The 14,798-nt window shown below is 68.5% G+C and carries 18 protein-coding genes; 8 read left to right on the top strand and 10 right to left on the bottom strand.

The window, feature by feature from the left end; genetic code table 11:
* Nucleotides 1-97: 97 nt before the first annotated feature.
* A complete protein-coding gene (locus VG556_RS00575) occupies nt 98-841 on the bottom strand; it encodes an SDR family oxidoreductase (protein WP_100450145.1) in 744 nt (247 codons plus the stop codon).
* A 106-nt stretch (nt 842-947) separates the two neighbouring features.
* On the opposite strand from VG556_RS00575, the gene VG556_RS00580 reads away from it, so the two are divergent.
* Nucleotides 948-1,901, top strand: a complete 954-nt coding sequence (locus VG556_RS00580; protein ID WP_100450144.1) for a LysR family transcriptional regulator — start codon at nt 948-950, stop codon at nt 1,899-1,901.
* 67 nt (nt 1,902-1,968) lie between these two features.
* On the opposite strand, the gene VG556_RS00585 is transcribed toward VG556_RS00580, so the two are convergent.
* The 8 genes from VG556_RS00585 to dkgB all read right to left on the bottom strand — a co-directional run bounded on the left by VG556_RS00585 (nt 1,969) and on the right by dkgB (nt 8,503).
* The gene (locus tag VG556_RS00585) at nt 1,969-3,336 is read right to left on the bottom strand and encodes a heavy metal sensor histidine kinase (protein ID WP_100450143.1); all 1,368 of its coding nucleotides are present in this window, start codon (nt 3,334-3,336) and stop codon (nt 1,969-1,971) included.
* Nucleotides 3,333-4,031 carry a heavy metal response regulator transcription factor gene (locus VG556_RS00590; protein WP_053495177.1) on the bottom strand — a complete coding sequence of 233 codons (699 nt, stop codon included), beginning with the start codon at nt 4,029-4,031 and terminating at the stop codon, nt 3,333-3,335. Before VG556_RS00590 ends, VG556_RS00585 begins: the two co-directional genes overlap by 4 nt.
* 45 nt (nt 4,032-4,076) lie before the next feature.
* A complete protein-coding gene (copD, locus tag VG556_RS00595; protein WP_423179952.1) occupies nt 4,077-4,961 on the bottom strand; it encodes a copper homeostasis membrane protein CopD in 885 nt (294 codons plus the stop codon).
* Nucleotides 4,962-4,971: 10 nt separating this feature from the next.
* Nucleotides 4,972-5,349 carry a copper homeostasis periplasmic binding protein CopC gene (copC, locus tag VG556_RS00600; protein ID WP_032962626.1) on the bottom strand — a complete coding sequence of 126 codons (378 nt, stop codon included), beginning with the start codon at nt 5,347-5,349 and terminating at the stop codon, nt 4,972-4,974.
* A gap of 113 nt (nt 5,350-5,462) precedes the next feature.
* Complete coding sequence (locus tag VG556_RS00605) at nt 5,463-5,786, bottom strand: MoaF-related domain-containing protein (RefSeq protein ID WP_032962628.1); 324 nt, start codon at nt 5,784-5,786, stop codon at nt 5,463-5,465.
* Nucleotides 5,783-6,721, bottom strand: a complete 939-nt coding sequence (locus VG556_RS00610) for a cyclase family protein (protein WP_100450142.1) — start codon at nt 6,719-6,721, stop codon at nt 5,783-5,785. The genes VG556_RS00605 and VG556_RS00610 overlap by 4 nt, the downstream gene beginning before the upstream one ends.
* A gap of 19 nt (nt 6,722-6,740) precedes the next feature.
* Nucleotides 6,741-7,688, bottom strand: a complete 948-nt coding sequence (locus VG556_RS00615) for a TIGR03571 family LLM class oxidoreductase (protein ID WP_100450141.1) — start codon at nt 7,686-7,688, stop codon at nt 6,741-6,743.
* A gap of 11 nt (nt 7,689-7,699) precedes the next feature.
* Complete coding sequence (gene dkgB / locus VG556_RS00620) at nt 7,700-8,503, bottom strand: 2,5-didehydrogluconate reductase DkgB (protein ID WP_100450140.1); 804 nt, start codon at nt 8,501-8,503, stop codon at nt 7,700-7,702.
* Nucleotides 8,504-8,621: 118 nt separating this feature from the next.
* Between dkgB and VG556_RS00625 the strand changes: the two genes are divergently transcribed.
* A complete protein-coding gene (locus VG556_RS00625; protein ID WP_100450139.1) occupies nt 8,622-9,524 on the top strand; it encodes a LysR family transcriptional regulator in 903 nt (300 codons plus the stop codon).
* Between the two features lie 268 nt (nt 9,525-9,792).
* Here VG556_RS00625 and VG556_RS00630 read toward each other — a convergent pair whose 3' ends face one another.
* Nucleotides 9,793-10,269: a MerC domain-containing protein gene (locus tag VG556_RS00630; RefSeq protein ID WP_100450138.1), complete on the bottom strand. Its 477-nt coding sequence runs from the start codon at nt 10,267-10,269 to the stop codon at nt 9,793-9,795.
* A 32-nt stretch (nt 10,270-10,301) separates the two neighbouring features.
* On the opposite strand from VG556_RS00630, the gene VG556_RS00635 reads away from it, so the two are divergent.
* The 6 genes from VG556_RS00635 to VG556_RS00660 are packed head-to-tail and all read left to right on the top strand — an operon-like array spanning nt 10,302 to nt 14,683.
* Nucleotides 10,302-10,835, top strand: coding sequence for a ZrgA family zinc uptake protein (locus tag VG556_RS00635; RefSeq protein WP_100450137.1), 534 nt, complete (start codon nt 10,302-10,304; stop codon nt 10,833-10,835).
* Nucleotides 10,832-11,527, top strand: a complete 696-nt coding sequence (locus VG556_RS00640; RefSeq protein WP_100450136.1) for an ATP-binding cassette domain-containing protein — start codon at nt 10,832-10,834, stop codon at nt 11,525-11,527. Before VG556_RS00635 ends, VG556_RS00640 begins: the two co-directional genes overlap by 4 nt.
* Nucleotides 11,520-12,773 carry an ABC transporter permease gene (locus tag VG556_RS00645; RefSeq protein ID WP_100450135.1) on the top strand — a complete coding sequence of 418 codons (1,254 nt, stop codon included), beginning with the start codon at nt 11,520-11,522 and terminating at the stop codon, nt 12,771-12,773. The genes VG556_RS00640 and VG556_RS00645 overlap by 8 nt, the downstream gene beginning before the upstream one ends.
* A 2-nt stretch (nt 12,774-12,775) precedes the next feature.
* Nucleotides 12,776-13,327 carry a DUF3299 domain-containing protein gene (locus tag VG556_RS00650; protein ID WP_100450134.1) on the top strand — a complete coding sequence of 184 codons (552 nt, stop codon included), beginning with the start codon at nt 12,776-12,778 and terminating at the stop codon, nt 13,325-13,327.
* Nucleotides 13,317-13,937: a DUF3299 domain-containing protein gene (locus tag VG556_RS00655; RefSeq protein WP_049407928.1), complete on the top strand. Its 621-nt coding sequence runs from the start codon at nt 13,317-13,319 to the stop codon at nt 13,935-13,937. The genes VG556_RS00650 and VG556_RS00655 overlap by 11 nt, the downstream gene beginning before the upstream one ends.
* Nucleotides 13,937-14,683: a hypothetical protein gene (locus VG556_RS00660; RefSeq protein ID WP_100450133.1), complete on the top strand. Its 747-nt coding sequence runs from the start codon at nt 13,937-13,939 to the stop codon at nt 14,681-14,683. Before VG556_RS00655 ends, VG556_RS00660 begins: the two co-directional genes overlap by 1 nt.
* Nucleotides 14,684-14,798: the final 115 nt, after the last annotated feature.

The raw sequence follows: 14,798 nt of genomic DNA on the forward strand, positions 1-14,798 counted from the left end.
CACGCTCGGCTGCTTCTGGCCTTTGCGCGAAGAGCAGCCGAGCATGGGCTCGGCTCTACAAGGGCGTCGCGCCATGCGTGGATGCCACCTGTCCGATCTACACCATCCCGCCGTTGGCGCGCAGCACCTGGCCGTTGATCCATCCGCCATCGGCACCTGCCAGGAACCCCACCGCGCCGGCGATGTTCTCCGGCGTACCCAGCCGCTCCAGGGGGTTCATCTTCGCCAACCGCTCGATCAGCTCGGGCGATTTTCCATCCAGGAACAGATCGGTGGCGGTCGGGCCCGGCGCCACGGCGTTCACGGTGATATTGCGTCCGCGCAGCTCCTTGCTGAGGATTGCGCCCATCGTCTCCACCGCCGCCTTGCTGGCCGCATACACGCTGTAGTTCTCCAGCCGGATGCCGACCACGCTGGTGGACAGGGTGATCAGCCGGCCACCGTCGCGCACCCGTCGCGCGCTTTCGCGCAGCACGTTGAAGGCGCCCCTGAGGTTGATGCCGATCACCCGCTCGAACAGGGCGTCGTCGGTATCGGCCAGTGGTGCCAGCTGCAGCACCCCGGCGCTGTTGACCACCACGTCGATGCCGCCGAAACGGGCTTCGATGGCGTCGAAGAGCTGGCGCACCGCCTGCGGATCGGACACATCGGCCTGCAGCGCGGTGGCCTGCGCGCCGGCGGCGTTGAGTTCGGCCGCCAAGGCTTCGGCGTCGTCGCGGCGGCCCGCATAGTTGATCGCGACCGCGTGGCCATCGGCGGCGAGCCGACGCGAGATGGCGGCACCGATGCCACGGGATCCGCCGGTGACCAGGGCGACAGAGCGGGCGGGGGAGAGGGTCATGGTGGCTTCCACGGGGACACGCCGAAGTGGCGCAGCGCCATCTTCGCGAAATCGCGCTTTCGGATAATCCTGCATAATCCGCCAACATCATCCGGATAGCCGAACAATGGACCGCTTCACGGCCATGCGCGCCTTCGTCCGTATCGTCGAGCGCCGCAGCTTCACCCGGGCCTCCGAGGACCTGGGCCTGCCGCGGGCCACGGTGACCGACGCGATCAAGGCGCTGGAACAGCGGCTGGGCGTGCGCCTGCTGCACCGGACCACGCGGCTGGTGGTGCCGACGCTGGAAGGCGAGGCCTTCTATGGTCGTTGCCTGCGCCTGATCGCCGACATGGACGACGCGGAGGCCGCCTTCCGTGACGCGCCGCCGCGCGGCCCCTTGCGCATTGAGGTGCATGGCACGCTGGGCCGGCACCTGCTGTTTCCCCACCTGCCGGGGTTCCTGCAGCGCTACCCGGAGATCGAACTGGAGGTCAGCGAAGGCGACCGCTATGTCGATCTGCTGCGCGAAGGCGTGGATGCGGCGCTGCGGGTGGGGACGCTGGCCGACAGCGATCTGGCGGCGCGCCGGTTGGCGATGCTGCGCGAGGTCACGGTGGCCGCGCCGGGCTACCTGCAGGCCAAGGGCGTGCCAGGCAGCATCGAGTCCCTACTGGGCGGCCATGAAATGGTGGGCTATCGCTCCAGCGCCACCGGCCAGCTGATTCCGCTGGAGTTTCAGCAGGGCGGGCAGGTGCTCTACGTGCCGCTGCCGGTGCGGGTGCGTGTGTCCGGTGCGGATGCGTTCCTCGGCGCCGCGCTGGCGGGCCTGGGCATCATCCAGGCTCCGCGCTACCGGATGGACCCGTATATCGCGCGCGGGCAGCTGGTGGAGCTGTTGCCGGACGCGCCGCCGACCCCAAGCCCGTTGAGCCTGGTCTACCCGCGCAACCGCACGCCGTCGCCACGCCTGCGGGTGTTCATCGACTGGGTGGCCGGGGTGTTCGAGCAGACCGGGGGGGCCGGCCAGCGGCCGGCACTACCGGAGCGGCACGCGAAGCTGTCCGACCGCAGGGGGTAGTGCTGGCCGCTGGCCGGCAACCGCAATGCGCTTGATGTACCCCGGGGGGGCCGGCCGGCGGCCGGCACTACCGGGCTGCGGCGCTCGGCAGCACCAACTCGAACACGGTGCCGGTGTCATCGGACGCAACACTCACGCTGCCGCCATGCGCCTGTGCAATCGCGCGGGTGATCGCCAGCCCCAGCCCCGCACCTTCGTGGCGGCCACGCTCGCCGCGGTAGAAACGATCGAACAGGCGCGGCAGCGCTTCGGCGGAAATCGGCGTGCCGACGTTGTGCACGCTGACCCTGCACACGCCATCGGCCTCGGCCAGCCGTACCCGCACCTCGCTGCTGGCAGTGGCGTGCTTCAACGCGTTCGACAGCAGGTTGGCGATCGCCCGGTGCAGCATCAAGCGGTTGCCTTCCACGCTCGCCACGCCTTCGCGGCGCAGGGTCAACTGCCGGTCCTCGGCCAGCAGCTCGTAGAACTCGAGCAGCGAATCCACCACCCCATCCAGCGCCACCGGCTCGCGCGAAGGCAGCGCGCCCGGTGCTTCGGCCTGCGCCAGGTACAGCAGGTCGCCCACGGTCTGTGCCAGCTGCTGCAGTTCCTCGGCACACGACGCCAGCGTCTCGCGGTAGGCCTCGTTGCTGCGCGGGTGCGCCAGCACCACCTGCACCTGGGTGAGCATATTGGTGATGGGCGTGCGCAGCTCGTGGGCGAGATCACCGGAGAATTCGGTCAGCCGCGCGAAGTCCCGCTGCAGGCGTGCCAGCATGCCGTTGAGGGTCTGCGCCAGCTGCTCCAGTTCGGCCGGTGCACTGCGCGCGCTCAGGCGCCGCTGCAGGCGACCGGCGGTGATCTGCCTGGCCTCATCGGCCAGCGTGCGCAGCGGCCGCAGCGTACGCCGCACCACATAGCCGCCGAGCAGGCTGCTGGCCACGGCGGCGCCGATGATGGCGATTGCCAGCAGGTGGCGGAAGCGCTCCAGGAAGTCGGCGTGACGGTTGTCATCAATGGCCAGCAGGGTCACCAGCTGGCTGCCGTCGGCCAGCGTCTGGCGCAGGTGCAGGGCATGCATGCAGCGACCATCGGTGAGGATCCAGTCGTGCCGCCGTGGCGCGGCGTCGATGGGCTGGCTGCGTGCATGCTCGCGCAGCAGTGCCGGCGCAGTGGAGAACAGTACGGTTCCGCTCCCATCAACAATGTGGAAGGCGATATCCGGATGATGGCCGAGCGCCTCTGCCAACCGCGGTCCGCGCGCGGCGGCAGGCCCATTGTCAGCGAGGTCGCGGATCAACGCGACCTTGTTTTCCAGTTCGATGAAGTCCTGGGCAACAAGATCATGGCGGGCGCTGACATAGATTGCCACGCCCAATGCGGCCAGCACCAGCGTGGCCACGATGGCGAACAGCAGTGTCAGCCGTACCGCGATGGAACGACGCAGGCTCATCCGCTGTGCACGGCACCGTCGTCCGGCGCCTCCAGCACATAGCCCATGCCGCGCACGGTGACGATCAGCTTGGCATCGAAGTCATCGTCGATCTTCGCGCGCAGGCGGCGGATCGCCACGTCGATCACATTGGTGTCGCTGTCGAAGTTCATGTCCCACACCTGCGAGGCGATCAGCGAGCGTGGCAGCACTTCGCCCTGGCGACGCGCCAGCAGCTCCAGCAGGGTGTATTCCTTCTGGCTGAGGGCGATGCGCTGGCCGCCGCGTTCGACCCGGCGGCGCAGGGTATCCACCACCAGGTCGGCGATGATGATGCGCTCGGCCTGCGGCTGTGCCTGGCCGCGACGCAGCAGGGTGCGTACCCGCGCCAGCAGCTCGGCGAAGGCGAACGGCTTGGCCAGGTAGTCATCGGCGCCCAGTTCCAGGCCCTGCACGCGGTCGGCGATGCTGCTGCGCGCAGTCAGGAACAGCACCGGCACCTGCCATCCGGCGGCGCGCAGCCGCGACAGCACGTTCCATCCGTCCATGCCGGGCAGCATCACATCGAGAATGACCAGTTGGTACTCGCCGCTGCCGGCCAGGTGCAGCCCGTCCACGCCGTTGCAGGCGAGATCGACCACGTAGCCGGCCTCGATCAGGCCCTGGCGCAGGTAGTTGCCGGTCTTGGGTTCGTCTTCGACGATCAGCAGTTTCATGATGTGCCCATCATCGCAGCTTGCACGTGGGCTGGCTGCGCAGGCTCACGCCAACGGGTCCAGCGTACCAAGCACCGCCACGCAGGCCAGCACCAGCACGGCCAGCACCGACTCGCAGGCCAGGCTGTGGCGCAGGGAACGCAGCGGCCGCGGTTGCCAGCCGTCGCGGATGGAGGTGGCCAAGGCCGGCACCAATCGCCAGCGATGCAGCGCCGCCAACCCCAGCATGCCGATCACCAGGGCCAGCTTGAGCAGCAGCCAGCGCCCATGCGCGGTACCGGTCAGGGTCTGCACGGAACCGCCGAGATCGACATAGGTATAGGTGCCGGTCATTGCCAGCAGGGCGACGATGACCGTGCCCGGCAGGGCGAAGCTGTGCGCGGCCCGCCACAACTCGTAGGTGCGCTCGCGCAGGCGCAGGCCCTGTGGACGCAGCGCCAACTGCAGGATGGCGGCGATCGCGCCGACCCAGGCACCGGCGGCCAGCAGGTGCACGATGCCGGCCAGCAGCCGCAAGGTGCCGCCGAACCCATCGCCCGCAGCGGCGTGGCCGTTCCAGGACAGGCTGGCCAACGCCGTGGCAGACAAAGCGAGCAGGGCCACGCGGCGCAGGCCCGGCAGCGGCGTGGCGAATGCCAGCAGGGGCAGCATCGCCAGCACCGCCACGGTACGCAGCAGGCCGGCTTTACCCACCGGCGTACCGGTGAGGAACCAGTGCGCCGTTGCAGGGTCGATGTCGGCCGGTGCGATGCCGAGCACACCGGTCAAGCGGGTGATGGCATCGGTGACCACCACGGCCAACGCGATCAGGGCGAGCGCCAGCGAGACGCCGCGCGGCAGCCCCGGACGGACGAACAGCATCCGCCCGAACAGCAGCATCAGCACCAGGTACAGTGCCAGCCGCAGCGCATACGGCGAGAGCTCGGCCACGATGGCAGCCTTATTTCACGGTGAAACGGTACGTGCCAGTGATCGGGTGGCTGTCCTGGCCCACCGCGCGCCACTGCAGTGCGTAGCTGCCTGCCGGCAAGGGCTTGGCGAAGCGTGCGCGCAGGGTGTGGCCATCTTCGGAGAGCTCCTGCGCAGTGGTGGGCATGGCCATCTTCATGCGGCCATGGTCCATGCTCAGTTCGATGCGGGTGGCACGCGGCATCACCTTCTCGCTGAACTGCAGCTCGATCTGGCTGGCCGGCGCCACGGTCGCGTCGGCGGCCGGCGTCGAGCGTACCAGGCTGGGATGGGCCAGGGCCAGCGGCGCAACCGCGAGGCCGGAGACGAGGACAACAAGGGCGGTGGAGCGGAGCAGGGGACGGGCCATGCGTGGGACACCTGTGGAAGACATGGCCCACAGGGTGGAGGGCAGCGCCTTTCGCTGCCCTGACCCGTGCATTACCGATCTGTAATGTTTCGTCCGCCGGCCGCTGGCCCGCATCACAGCGCGTGCAGCGGCCCCTGCATGCGATGGAAACTGCCATCGGTGGCGGTGAACCAGGCCAGCGAATGCCCGCCCGCGAAGTCATCGACATGCACGACCGTAGCGCCATCGGCTTCCTGCCACGAAATGGCATAGACCCCGTCGCTGATCCGCTGCCACTCACAGGCGGCTTCGCCCCGCGCACCGGCATAGGCGCCGGAGACGATGGCGTACTGCACGTGGCGGCCATCGGCGCTGTAGACATTGTCGGCGGCCAGGCCGTCATAGCTGACGCGGAAGCGGCGGCCGGCGAACACGGGAAGGTCAGCGGCGGTGTTCATCGGATTGCCACCGGGTTGATGTTGACCTGGGTCGAACCGACGTACAGCGGCTGGCCGAGCACGAACAGGAATTCCCAGGCCTTGTCGCGCACCAGGGCACGGCTGTCGATCAGCTCCAGGTTGTAGATGCCACGCTTGGCCAGCATGTACTGGTTGATCGGGAACTCCTCGGCACCGTTCGGGTTCGGGTAGACCTCCGAGGCCCAGGTGTCGCCACCGAAGGCGACGATGCCCTGGTCGGCCAGCCACTTCGCCGCCTCCATGCCGATACCCGGTTCCACTTCCAGGAACTGTTTGTCGTCCTTGCCGATCAGTTCCAGCCAGCCGGTGTTGAACAGCACCACGTCGCCCTTGCGCAGGCGCAGCCCCTGCTTCTTCAGCACGGCCTGGATGTCGGCCACGGTGAACTCGGTGCCGCCGGGCACGATCGCCTTGCCGTAGTACGCGGTCATGTCCAGCACGACGCCACGGGTGACCATCGGCGGCACCTTCTCGACGCCGAGCTTGCGCACCCCGTCCACGGTGACGAAGTCGGCGGCCTTGTTGCCGTTGTAGTAGACGTTGTCGATGCCGATATGGCCGATGCCGTTGAGCTGGGTGCCAACGCCGGTCCAGGCGTTCACCAGTTCATCGTTGAAAGTGAACCTGTTGGGGCCCAGCGACTTGCCAGCCTGCTGGCCGACCTGCACGTTGTACAGGCGGAAGCTGCGGTGGCGGAACGCGGGCAGGTTCTTGTCCACCGGCACCGCCAGCGGATAGGTCTTGCCGGTCCTGACCAGCGAGACCGCGTGCTTGACCACGTCAGCGGTGAGCAGGTTGGCCGCGCCGATCTCGTCGTTGGCGCCGTAGGCAGAGGGATACCAGTCCTCGGCAGTGGCCTGGAAGGACAGCGGCAGGGTGGCCAGCGCAAGCGCGGCCAGGGTCTTCATCTTCATGGCAAAGCTCCGGTAACTGTCAGGCCGTCGCAGCGGCGCCGGCATGGGCCGGGAAGTGCGGCAGCACGTACTCGGCGATTTCGTGGAAGGTTTCGGCCAACGGCCGTTCGTTGCGGCGGAACTGCAGGCCGATGTGATCGACACCAGCCGCCTGCATGGCGTGCAGCTCGGCCAGCAGGGCGTTGCGGCCGCCGCGCAGGCCGAAGCGCCAGCGCTGCAGAGGAGCATCGGCATCGGCCACCAGGTCCAGGTGGATGAAGCTGGCATAGGGCTTGTTGCCGGCCACGGCGCGCCAGGCCGCCACGCGTTGTACATGGTCCTGCGGCGTGCCCGGGTAGGCCAGGCAGCCATCCATGTGCTGGCCGATCCACGCCGGTTGCTGCTGGGCCAGGCCGGCCACGAACAGCGGCAGGGCCGGGCCATCCGCGGGCAGCACGTCCAGGCCCTGCGGCAGGTGCGGGGCGGCGCCTTCGCGCAGCAGTGCGATGTGCTCGCGGAAGCGGCTGCCACGGCTGTCGAAGTCGCGGCCGAACAGTGGGTACTCCACCGGGCGGTCGCCACTGGCCACGCCCAGCAGCAGGCGGTCACCGCTCAGCCGCTGCACGCTGCGTGCCGACTTCAGGGTCAGCAACGGCTCGCGGATCGGCAGCACCACCGCGCCGGTACCCAGCAGGATGTGCTCGGTGATGCCGGCCAGATAGCCGAGGTAACTGAACACCTCGAACACCTGTGCGGCATCGCCGAAGGCCGGGTCGTACACCGGCACGTCGCGTACCCACAGCGCACGGAAGCCAAGGCGGTCGGCCAACCGTGCCAGCTCCGCATGGCGCTGCAGGTCCGGTTCGCCGGGCAGGCGTCGCGCGGCGTGTCGTGCCTGTTCGCCCAGCGGCGTCCAGTCATTGTCCAGCGGTGCTTCGATGCCGATGCTGAAACCACCGGCCTGCAGCCGCGTCAACGCACTGCCCATGGCGAGGCTCCTCAGTCCCAGGCCGGGGCCAGGCCCGGCGGATCGACTTCGCGGCCGTTGCGTTCAAGCGCGGCGATCGCGGCCATGTCATCGGCATCCAGGTGCAGGTCCTGGGCAAGCAGGTTGCTGGCCAGGTTCTCGCGCTTGGTCGAGGACGGGATGACCGAGTAACCCCGCTGCAGCGCCCACGCCAGCGCGACCTGGGCGACGGTGGCCTGGTGCTTGTCGGCGATGGCGGCCAGCACCGGGTCCTTCAGCACCTTGCCGTAGGCCAGGGTCATGTAGGAGGTGACGGTGATGCCTTGTTCCTGCAGGAAGGCAGTCAGTGCCGGGTTCTGCAGGTAGGGGCTCAGTTCGATCTGGTTGGTGGCGATCTCGCCGGCGCCGACCACCTCGATGGCCTGCCGGGTCAGTTCGATGTTGAAGTTGGACACACCGATCTGACGGGTCAGGCCCAGCGATTTGGCTTCGGCCAGCGCGGTCATGTACTCGCGCAGTTCAACGCCATTGCCCGGCGCCGGCCAGTGGATCAGCAGCAGGTCGACGTACCCGGTGCGCAGCTTGGCCAGGCTGTCGCGCAGGCTCGGGATCAGCTTGTCGGCGGCGTAGTTGTCCACCCAGATCTTGGTGGTCAGGAACAGCTCGTCGCGCGGGACGCCGGATTCGGCGATGGCCTGGCCGACCTCGGCTTCGTTGCCGTAGATCTGCGCGGTATCGATCGCACGGTAGCCGACGTCGAGGGCGTTGCGCACCGAATCGATGACGGTCTGGCCGGTCAGGCGGAAGGTGCCGACGCCAAAGGAAGGAACGCTCATGATGGACTCCAGGGACTTCGTTGAGAGCCGGTGGGCTCGGGACAGGGCGAAGTGTGGGCGCTTTACATTTGTTGATTAAGCCGTGTATACGGGAAACGCTTTTGCGCCGAGGTAAAAAATGAAAACCACCCTGGATGAGCTGAAGGCCTTCGTGGCCGTGGTCGACAGTGGTTCGATCACGGCGGCGGCCGAAGAGCTGGAGCTGACCATCTCCGCCACCAGCCGCACCCTGGCGCGGCTGGAGGACAAGCTGCAGACCACGCTGCTGCGGCGGACCACGCGGCGGCTGGAGCTGACCGAGGAGGGAGCCGCATTCCTGGAGTACGCGCGCACGATCCTGGCCACGGTGGACGAGGCCGAGGAACAGATGGCCGCGCGGCGGCTGCAGCCGGTCGGGCGCCTGCGCGTAGACGCCGCCACGCCGTTCATGCTGCACGTCATCGTGCCGTTGCTGGAGGGCTTCCGCGAGCGCTACCCGCAGGTGGAGCTGGAGCTGAATTCCAATGAAGGCATCACCGACCTGATCGAGAAGCGCACCGACGTAGCATTCCGCATTGGCGTGCTGCGCGACTCGACCCTGCATGCGCGGCCGATCGGCCACAGCCGCATCCGCGTGGTGGCCAGCCCCGAGTACCTGCGACGGCACGGCACGCCCACGCGCGTGGAGCAGCTGCACGAACATGACCTTCTGGGCTTCACCCAGCCCAGTTCATTGAACGAATGGCCGCTGCAGGATGCCGATGGCGGCCCTTTCGTGATTGAGCCGGCGATTGCTTCGTCCAGTGGCGAGACACTGCGGCAGATGGCGGTGACCGGGCTGGGCATCGCCTGCCTGTCCGACTTCCTGACCCGCCAGGACCGGCGTGATGGCCGCCTGGTGCAGCTGTTCGCGAAGCAGACGCAGGAGGTGCGCCAGCCGATCAACGCGGTGTACTACCGCAATACCGCGCTGGCCGCGCGCATTACCTGTTTCGTCGACCACGTGACGCAGACGCTCGGCCAGCGTCCGTTTGACGAATAAGGCGGCGTAGAGCCGGCCGCTGGCCGGCTGCCGGGTCTCTGGGCTGCCGGCCAGCGGCCGGCACTACCAGCTGCGTATCCCCTGATGCATGGCCCATGCATGGAGGGGTAGCGCCGGCCGCTGGCCGGCTGCCGGGTCTCTGGGGCTGCCGGCCAGCGGCCGGCACTACCAGCTGTGTATCACCTGATGCGTGGCCCATGCATGGAGGGGGTAGAGCCGGCCGCTGGCCGGCTGCCGGGATCCCGCAGCTGCCGGCCAGCGGCCGGCACTACCGGCGGTTGTGCAGCGCGCGCCGGTTGCCGATGTGCGCGCATGCCAGCAGCACGCCACCACCAGCTGTCGCCACGCCATGCCAGAGCAGTGATTCCTTCAGCGGCAGGTACAGCGAGGCCGACAGCAGCAGAATCGCGCCGGTGCAGGCCAGCTGCACAGGCCGCCAGCGCCCGTGCCGGTGCACCCCGGCCGAGGTACTCGCCAAGGCCAGCGACGAGGCCAGCAGCGCGAACAGCCATTCCCAGCGCGACATCATCAGCAGCAGTGTCATCGCGCCATGGCCGGGATGCTGGAACGAGCGCAGCGCCATCATCGCAGCCGGCACGAAGGCCAGCAGCAGGGGCAGGGCAATGCAGTGGGCGGCGCAGGCCAGGGACAGCCAGGCCCCGGCAAGATCGAAGCGGGGGTGCCAGCGTGCCGAAGTTGGCGGCTGGGTCAGGGCCCTTGCGGGCGTCGTGGGGATGTGGTCCATAATGTTACATAGTAACAACTGGAGCCTCCCCCATGAAGCGTTCTGCTGCTCTTTTCCTGCTGCAGGCTGCCAGTGCCGCGCAGGCCCATGACATCCGCCAGCACGCACCGCACGTGCACGGCCAGGCCACCGTCGATCTTGCGCTTGACCAGCAGACGCTGGAATTCGCCCTGCAGGCACCCGGCATCGGCATCCTTGATTACGAGCGACCGCCGGCCAATGCAGCCGAGCAGGCCGCGCTGACACGGGCTACGACAGTGCTGAAGGGCGGCAGCTGGGTCACCTTGCCCACCGCCGCGGGCTGCCGCCTTTCAGGCAACGATGCCAAGGCCGAGGGATTCGATGCGACGGCTGCCGCACCGCCATCAGGTGAGCACCGGCACGCGGGGTTCAGCGTAACGCTGCGGTACCAGTGCGCCAAGCCGGCCGAGTTGCGGGCCATCGTGGTGCGCTTGCCCGTGCTGTTCCCGGGCCTGCACGAAGTGATCGTCAACAGCGCCACCGCCCGAGGACAGAACCGCAGCGTGCTGACCCCGGACAACCTGCGCGTGGTGCTGGCACCGTGAGCATGCGACCGGTGATCGCGCTGGATGGCGTGCAGTTCGGCTATGGCCGGCGGCTGGTGCTGGACGTGCCGCGGTTGTGGATCGAGCAGGGCAGCAGCGTGCTGCTGCGCGGGATCAGTGGCGGTGGCAAGAGCACGTTGCTGGGCCTGCTGGCGGGCGTGCTGCTGCCTGGCAAGGGCCGCATCGAAGTCGCCGGCCACGCGCTGCAGGCGATGCGCGGTGCCGCGCGGGACCGCTTCCGCGCCGACCACCTGGGCGTGATCTTCCAGCAGTTCAACCTGCTGCCGTTTCTCAGCGTGCGCGACAACATCGCGCTGGGCCTGCGCTTCTCGCGCCTGCGCAGCGCACGCATCAGCGGCCCGCTGGATGCCGAGATCGCCCGCCTGGTGCAGGCGCTGCAGCTGGACCCGGCGCTGATGCAGCGGCGCGCAGGCACGCTCAGTGTTGGCCAGCAGCAACGCGTGGCGGCGGCACGCGCCCTGATCGGCCGCCCGGCGTTGCTGCTGGCCGATGAGCCGACCTCGGCGCTCGACCGCGACGCGGCGACCGCGTTCCTGAAGCTGATGTCGGCGCAATGCCAGGCAGCCGGCACCACCGTGCTGGCGGTCAGCCATGACGACAGCCTGGAGCGGTTGTTCGACCGCACGATTGCCCTGTCTCAGATCAACCAGGCAGGTGCCGGCCATGCTTGAGCTTGCCTGGGCCAGCCTGCGCAGCCGTGCGTTGAGCGTGGGCCTGACCGTGCTGGTCATCACCCTCAGCGTGGTGCTGTTGCTGGGCGTCGAGCGCGTGCGCACGCAGGCACACGAAGGCTTCGCCAGCACCGTGTCCGGTACCGACCTGATCGTCGGTGCGCGTTCGGGGCCGGTGAACCTGCTGCTGTACTCGGTGTTCCATATCGGTGACCCGACCAACAACGTGTCCTGGCAGTCCTACCAGGAGCTGTCCGCGTTGCCGCAGGTGAAGTGGGCGGTGCCACTTTCGCTGGGCGATTCCTGGCGCGGCTACCGCGTGGTCGGTACCAGCGATGGCTATTTCGAGCACTACCGCTACGGCGCCGGGCACGCGCTTGCGTTTGCGAGCGGACGGCCGTTCGATGACCTGTATGACGTGGTGATCGGTGCCGAGGTGGCACAGGCACAGAAGGTCGGTCTCGGTGACCAGATCGTGCTGGCGCACGGCACCGGCGCGGTCACCCTGGCCACGCATGCCGACAAGCCGTTCCGGGTCTCCGGCATCCTGCAGCGCACCGGCACGCCAGTGGATTCGTCGCTGCTGGTCTCGCTGCCGGCGATCGAGGCCATCCACGTCGACTGGCGCTCGGGTGTGCAGCTGCGCAGCCAGAGCGTCAGTGCCGAGCAGGCGCGCCACCTCGATCTGACCCCGACCAGCATCACCGCTTTCATGCTCGGCCTGAACTCCCGCATCGCCACCTTTTCGGTGCAGCGCAGGATCAACGAGTATCCCGAAGAGGCGATGCTGGCGATCCTGCCCGGGGTGACGCTGCAGCAGCTGTGGCAGTCGCTGGGCACGGCCGAGCGCGCCCTGCAGCTGATCAGCGCGATGGTGGTGCTGCTGGGCATGGTCTCGCTGGTGGCGTTGCTGGTCTCGACGCTGCAGCAGCGGCGGCGCGAGATGGCGATCCTGCGTGCGACCGGCGCGCGGCCGGGTTACATCGCCGGCCTGCTGGTAGTGGAAGCGGTGGCGACCAGTGCCGTGGCCTGCGTGCTGGCGTTGGCGCTGCTGGTGGCCGCCAGCATGGCCGGACGCGGCTGGGCCCTGGCCACCTTCGGCCTATCCATCACCCATGTCTGGCCGGATGGCCGCGAGCTGGCCTGGGTGGCGGGTGTGTTGGCGATCAGCGCGGTGGCCGGGCTGGTGCCGGCGTTGCTGGCCTACCGGCGCACCTTGGCCGATGGCCTGTCGCCGGGAGGCTGAGCATGCGCTGGATGCTGTCATTGCCGATGGTGCTGGCGCTGGCAGCCTGCGAGCGGCCGGCGGATACCGGTGTGCAGGCGTTGCCACCTTCGCCGGTTGTCGACCACGCTGGCGCTGTGGATGCGGCGGAGCAGGAACTGGAATGGTTGCAGATGATGCCCAAGGACGAGCTGGCCGCGCTGGAGCGCGGAGAGGGCCCGGAGGTCGAGCACAACGGCAACCGGCGCATGCCGCAGTTCGGCACGTTCCGTACCGTGGATACGGTGCTGCAGCGTCCGGTGCGCCTGCCCGGCTACGTGGTGCCGCTGGCCACTGCGCAGGACGGGCGGCTGACCGAATTCCTGTTCGTGCCGTACTACGGCGCCTGCATCCACGTACCACCGCCGCCACCGAACCAGATCGTGCACGTGGTGCTGCCACGCCCCATCGCGATGCCGGACATGTACTCGCCGTTCTTCCTGGCCGGCACCCTGCGTGCCGAACGGCTGGATGATGATCTGGCCGGCTCCGCCTACACCATGCGCGATGCACAGCTGAGGCCTTATGAACCGTAGCCCCTTGTTGCTGGTGCTGGGATGCCTGTGGCTGGCGGGCTGTACGTCGCCGGGCGGCGATGCCGTGGTGGTCACGCCGAAGGACACGCCGGCTGCAGTCGCTACGGACGCTGCCGCCATCGACCGTTGGGATGCACTGCGGCCCGATGAAGTCACCTATCAGCGCCCGCCGCCGCAGATCGGTCTGTCACGCACTGGCATGGATGATGTGGGCGGGCTGATCGACGACACCGGCTCCGGCACGCCGCCGGGGCAGGAGATCGACCACTCCAGCCCGGACCGCGCCAAGCAGTTCGGCTCCTCGCGCGTGGTCGACGCCGTCGACGGTCGCGCGGTCGATCTGGATGGCTACGTGGTACCGCTCGGCACCAACGATGCAGGCCTGGTCGATGAACTGCTGTTCGTACCGTTCTACGGGGCGTGCATCCACGTGCCGCCACCGCCGCCGAACCAGATCATCCACGTGACCCTGGCCACGCCGATCGCGCTGGGCGACCTGTGGGATCCGTACCGGCTTGCCGGCCGCCTGCAGGTGAAGCGTTTCGACGCGGACATCGCCAGCGCGTCCTACGATGCTGCGGCGGCCACGCTGACGGCGATCCGCAACTGATGCGCCGGCGATGGCTCATGGCTGCCGGGGTGCTGCTGGTCGCGGTGGTGCTGCTGGTGTGGTGGCAGCGGCAGCGCGCACCCACCGCGCCGCCGGCGGTTGCGTTTCCAGCACCGGCGTCCGATGCCAGCCAGCGCATCGAACAGCGCCTGGGTGACGATCACGCGTTCCGCAACGACGTATTGTTCCTGCTCGCGGCAACAGTGCGCGACCGCTGCCAGCCAGCGCAGGCGGGGCTGCTGGCGCGCATGGCCAATCGTGCATCGCTGCCGGTGCTGGCGGGAGTCAGCGCGGTGACCCAGCAGGATCCATCGCTGGACCGGCCGATCTACCAGTACATCCAGCATCGCGCCGATGCGACGCGGTGCGGGCAGCCGCTGCAGATGCCGTTGGCCGGTGGGCGCAGCATGGCGTTGGACATCGAACAGTACGCGCGCACCTTCCCGGACAGCTACTTCGACCCGCAGCGCAGCAGTGAACCCCGGGATTTCGGTGGACGGTCGTTGCAGCAGCGCGCTGGCAACGCCTGCAACAGCGTGGTGTATTCGGTGTTGCCACTGGGTGGCACCGATTGGCGGTGCAGCAGCCTGCGCGCGAATGCCCGCGCGCGGGTGCGCGGCCTGTGCGAGGACGAGCTGCGGCGCCAGCACGGGGCAACGGGCGGGGAGCTGGACATGGCCGTGAGGCAGGGCATGCAGGCGGCGGTGGTAGCGGCGATTGCTGCGCTGCCGGAAGACTGCCGGTGAAGATCCCGGACACCAGCCACGACCCGGCATGAGGGGCACGGCAACATGAACATTGCCCGCACCGCAATCTGAACCGCTGTCGCCGCCTTCATAACTATACAGGACATCCGGTATA

Source organism: Stenotrophomonas sp. CASM106, assembly GCF_049384825.1.
Taxonomy (GTDB): domain Bacteria; phylum Pseudomonadota; class Gammaproteobacteria; order Xanthomonadales; family Xanthomonadaceae; genus Stenotrophomonas; species Stenotrophomonas muris.

Bases quoted from the DNA above. Each gene is read 5' to 3' on its own strand.
- VG556_RS00580 (WP_100450144.1), top strand. From the start codon at position 948: ATGGACCGCTTCACGGCCATGCGCGCCTTCGTCCGTATCGTCGAGCGC.
- VG556_RS00630 (WP_100450138.1), bottom strand. From the start codon at position 10,269: ATGGACCACATCCCCACGACGCCCGCAAGGGCCCTGACCCAGCCGCCA.
- VG556_RS00635 (WP_100450137.1), top strand. From the start codon at position 10,302: ATGAAGCGTTCTGCTGCTCTTTTCCTGCTGCAGGCTGCCAGTGCCGCG.
- VG556_RS00615 (WP_100450141.1), bottom strand. From the start codon at position 7,688: ATGGGCAGTGCGTTGACGCGGCTGCAGGCCGGTGGTTTCAGCATCGGC.
- VG556_RS00605 (WP_032962628.1), bottom strand. From the start codon at position 5,786: ATGAACACCGCCGCTGACCTTCCCGTGTTCGCCGGCCGCCGCTTCCGC.
- VG556_RS00655 (WP_049407928.1), top strand. From the start codon at position 13,317: ATGAACCGTAGCCCCTTGTTGCTGGTGCTGGGATGCCTGTGGCTGGCG.
- dkgB (WP_100450140.1), bottom strand. From the start codon at position 8,503: ATGAGCGTTCCTTCCTTTGGCGTCGGCACCTTCCGCCTGACCGGCCAG.
- VG556_RS00645 (WP_100450135.1), top strand. From the start codon at position 11,520: ATGCTTGAGCTTGCCTGGGCCAGCCTGCGCAGCCGTGCGTTGAGCGTG.
- VG556_RS00660 (WP_100450133.1), top strand. From the start codon at position 13,937: ATGCGCCGGCGATGGCTCATGGCTGCCGGGGTGCTGCTGGTCGCGGTG.
- copC (WP_032962626.1), bottom strand. From the start codon at position 5,349: ATGGCCCGTCCCCTGCTCCGCTCCACCGCCCTTGTTGTCCTCGTCTCC.
- VG556_RS00610 (WP_100450142.1), bottom strand. From the start codon at position 6,721: ATGAAGATGAAGACCCTGGCCGCGCTTGCGCTGGCCACCCTGCCGCTG.
- VG556_RS00585 (WP_100450143.1), bottom strand. From the start codon at position 3,336: ATGAGCCTGCGTCGTTCCATCGCGGTACGGCTGACACTGCTGTTCGCC.
- VG556_RS00625 (WP_100450139.1), top strand. From the start codon at position 8,622: ATGAAAACCACCCTGGATGAGCTGAAGGCCTTCGTGGCCGTGGTCGAC.
- VG556_RS00575 (WP_100450145.1), bottom strand. From the start codon at position 841: ATGACCCTCTCCCCCGCCCGCTCTGTCGCCCTGGTCACCGGCGGATCC.
- VG556_RS00650 (WP_100450134.1), top strand. From the start codon at position 12,776: ATGCGCTGGATGCTGTCATTGCCGATGGTGCTGGCGCTGGCAGCCTGC.
- VG556_RS00590 (WP_053495177.1), bottom strand. From the start codon at position 4,031: ATGAAACTGCTGATCGTCGAAGACGAACCCAAGACCGGCAACTACCTG.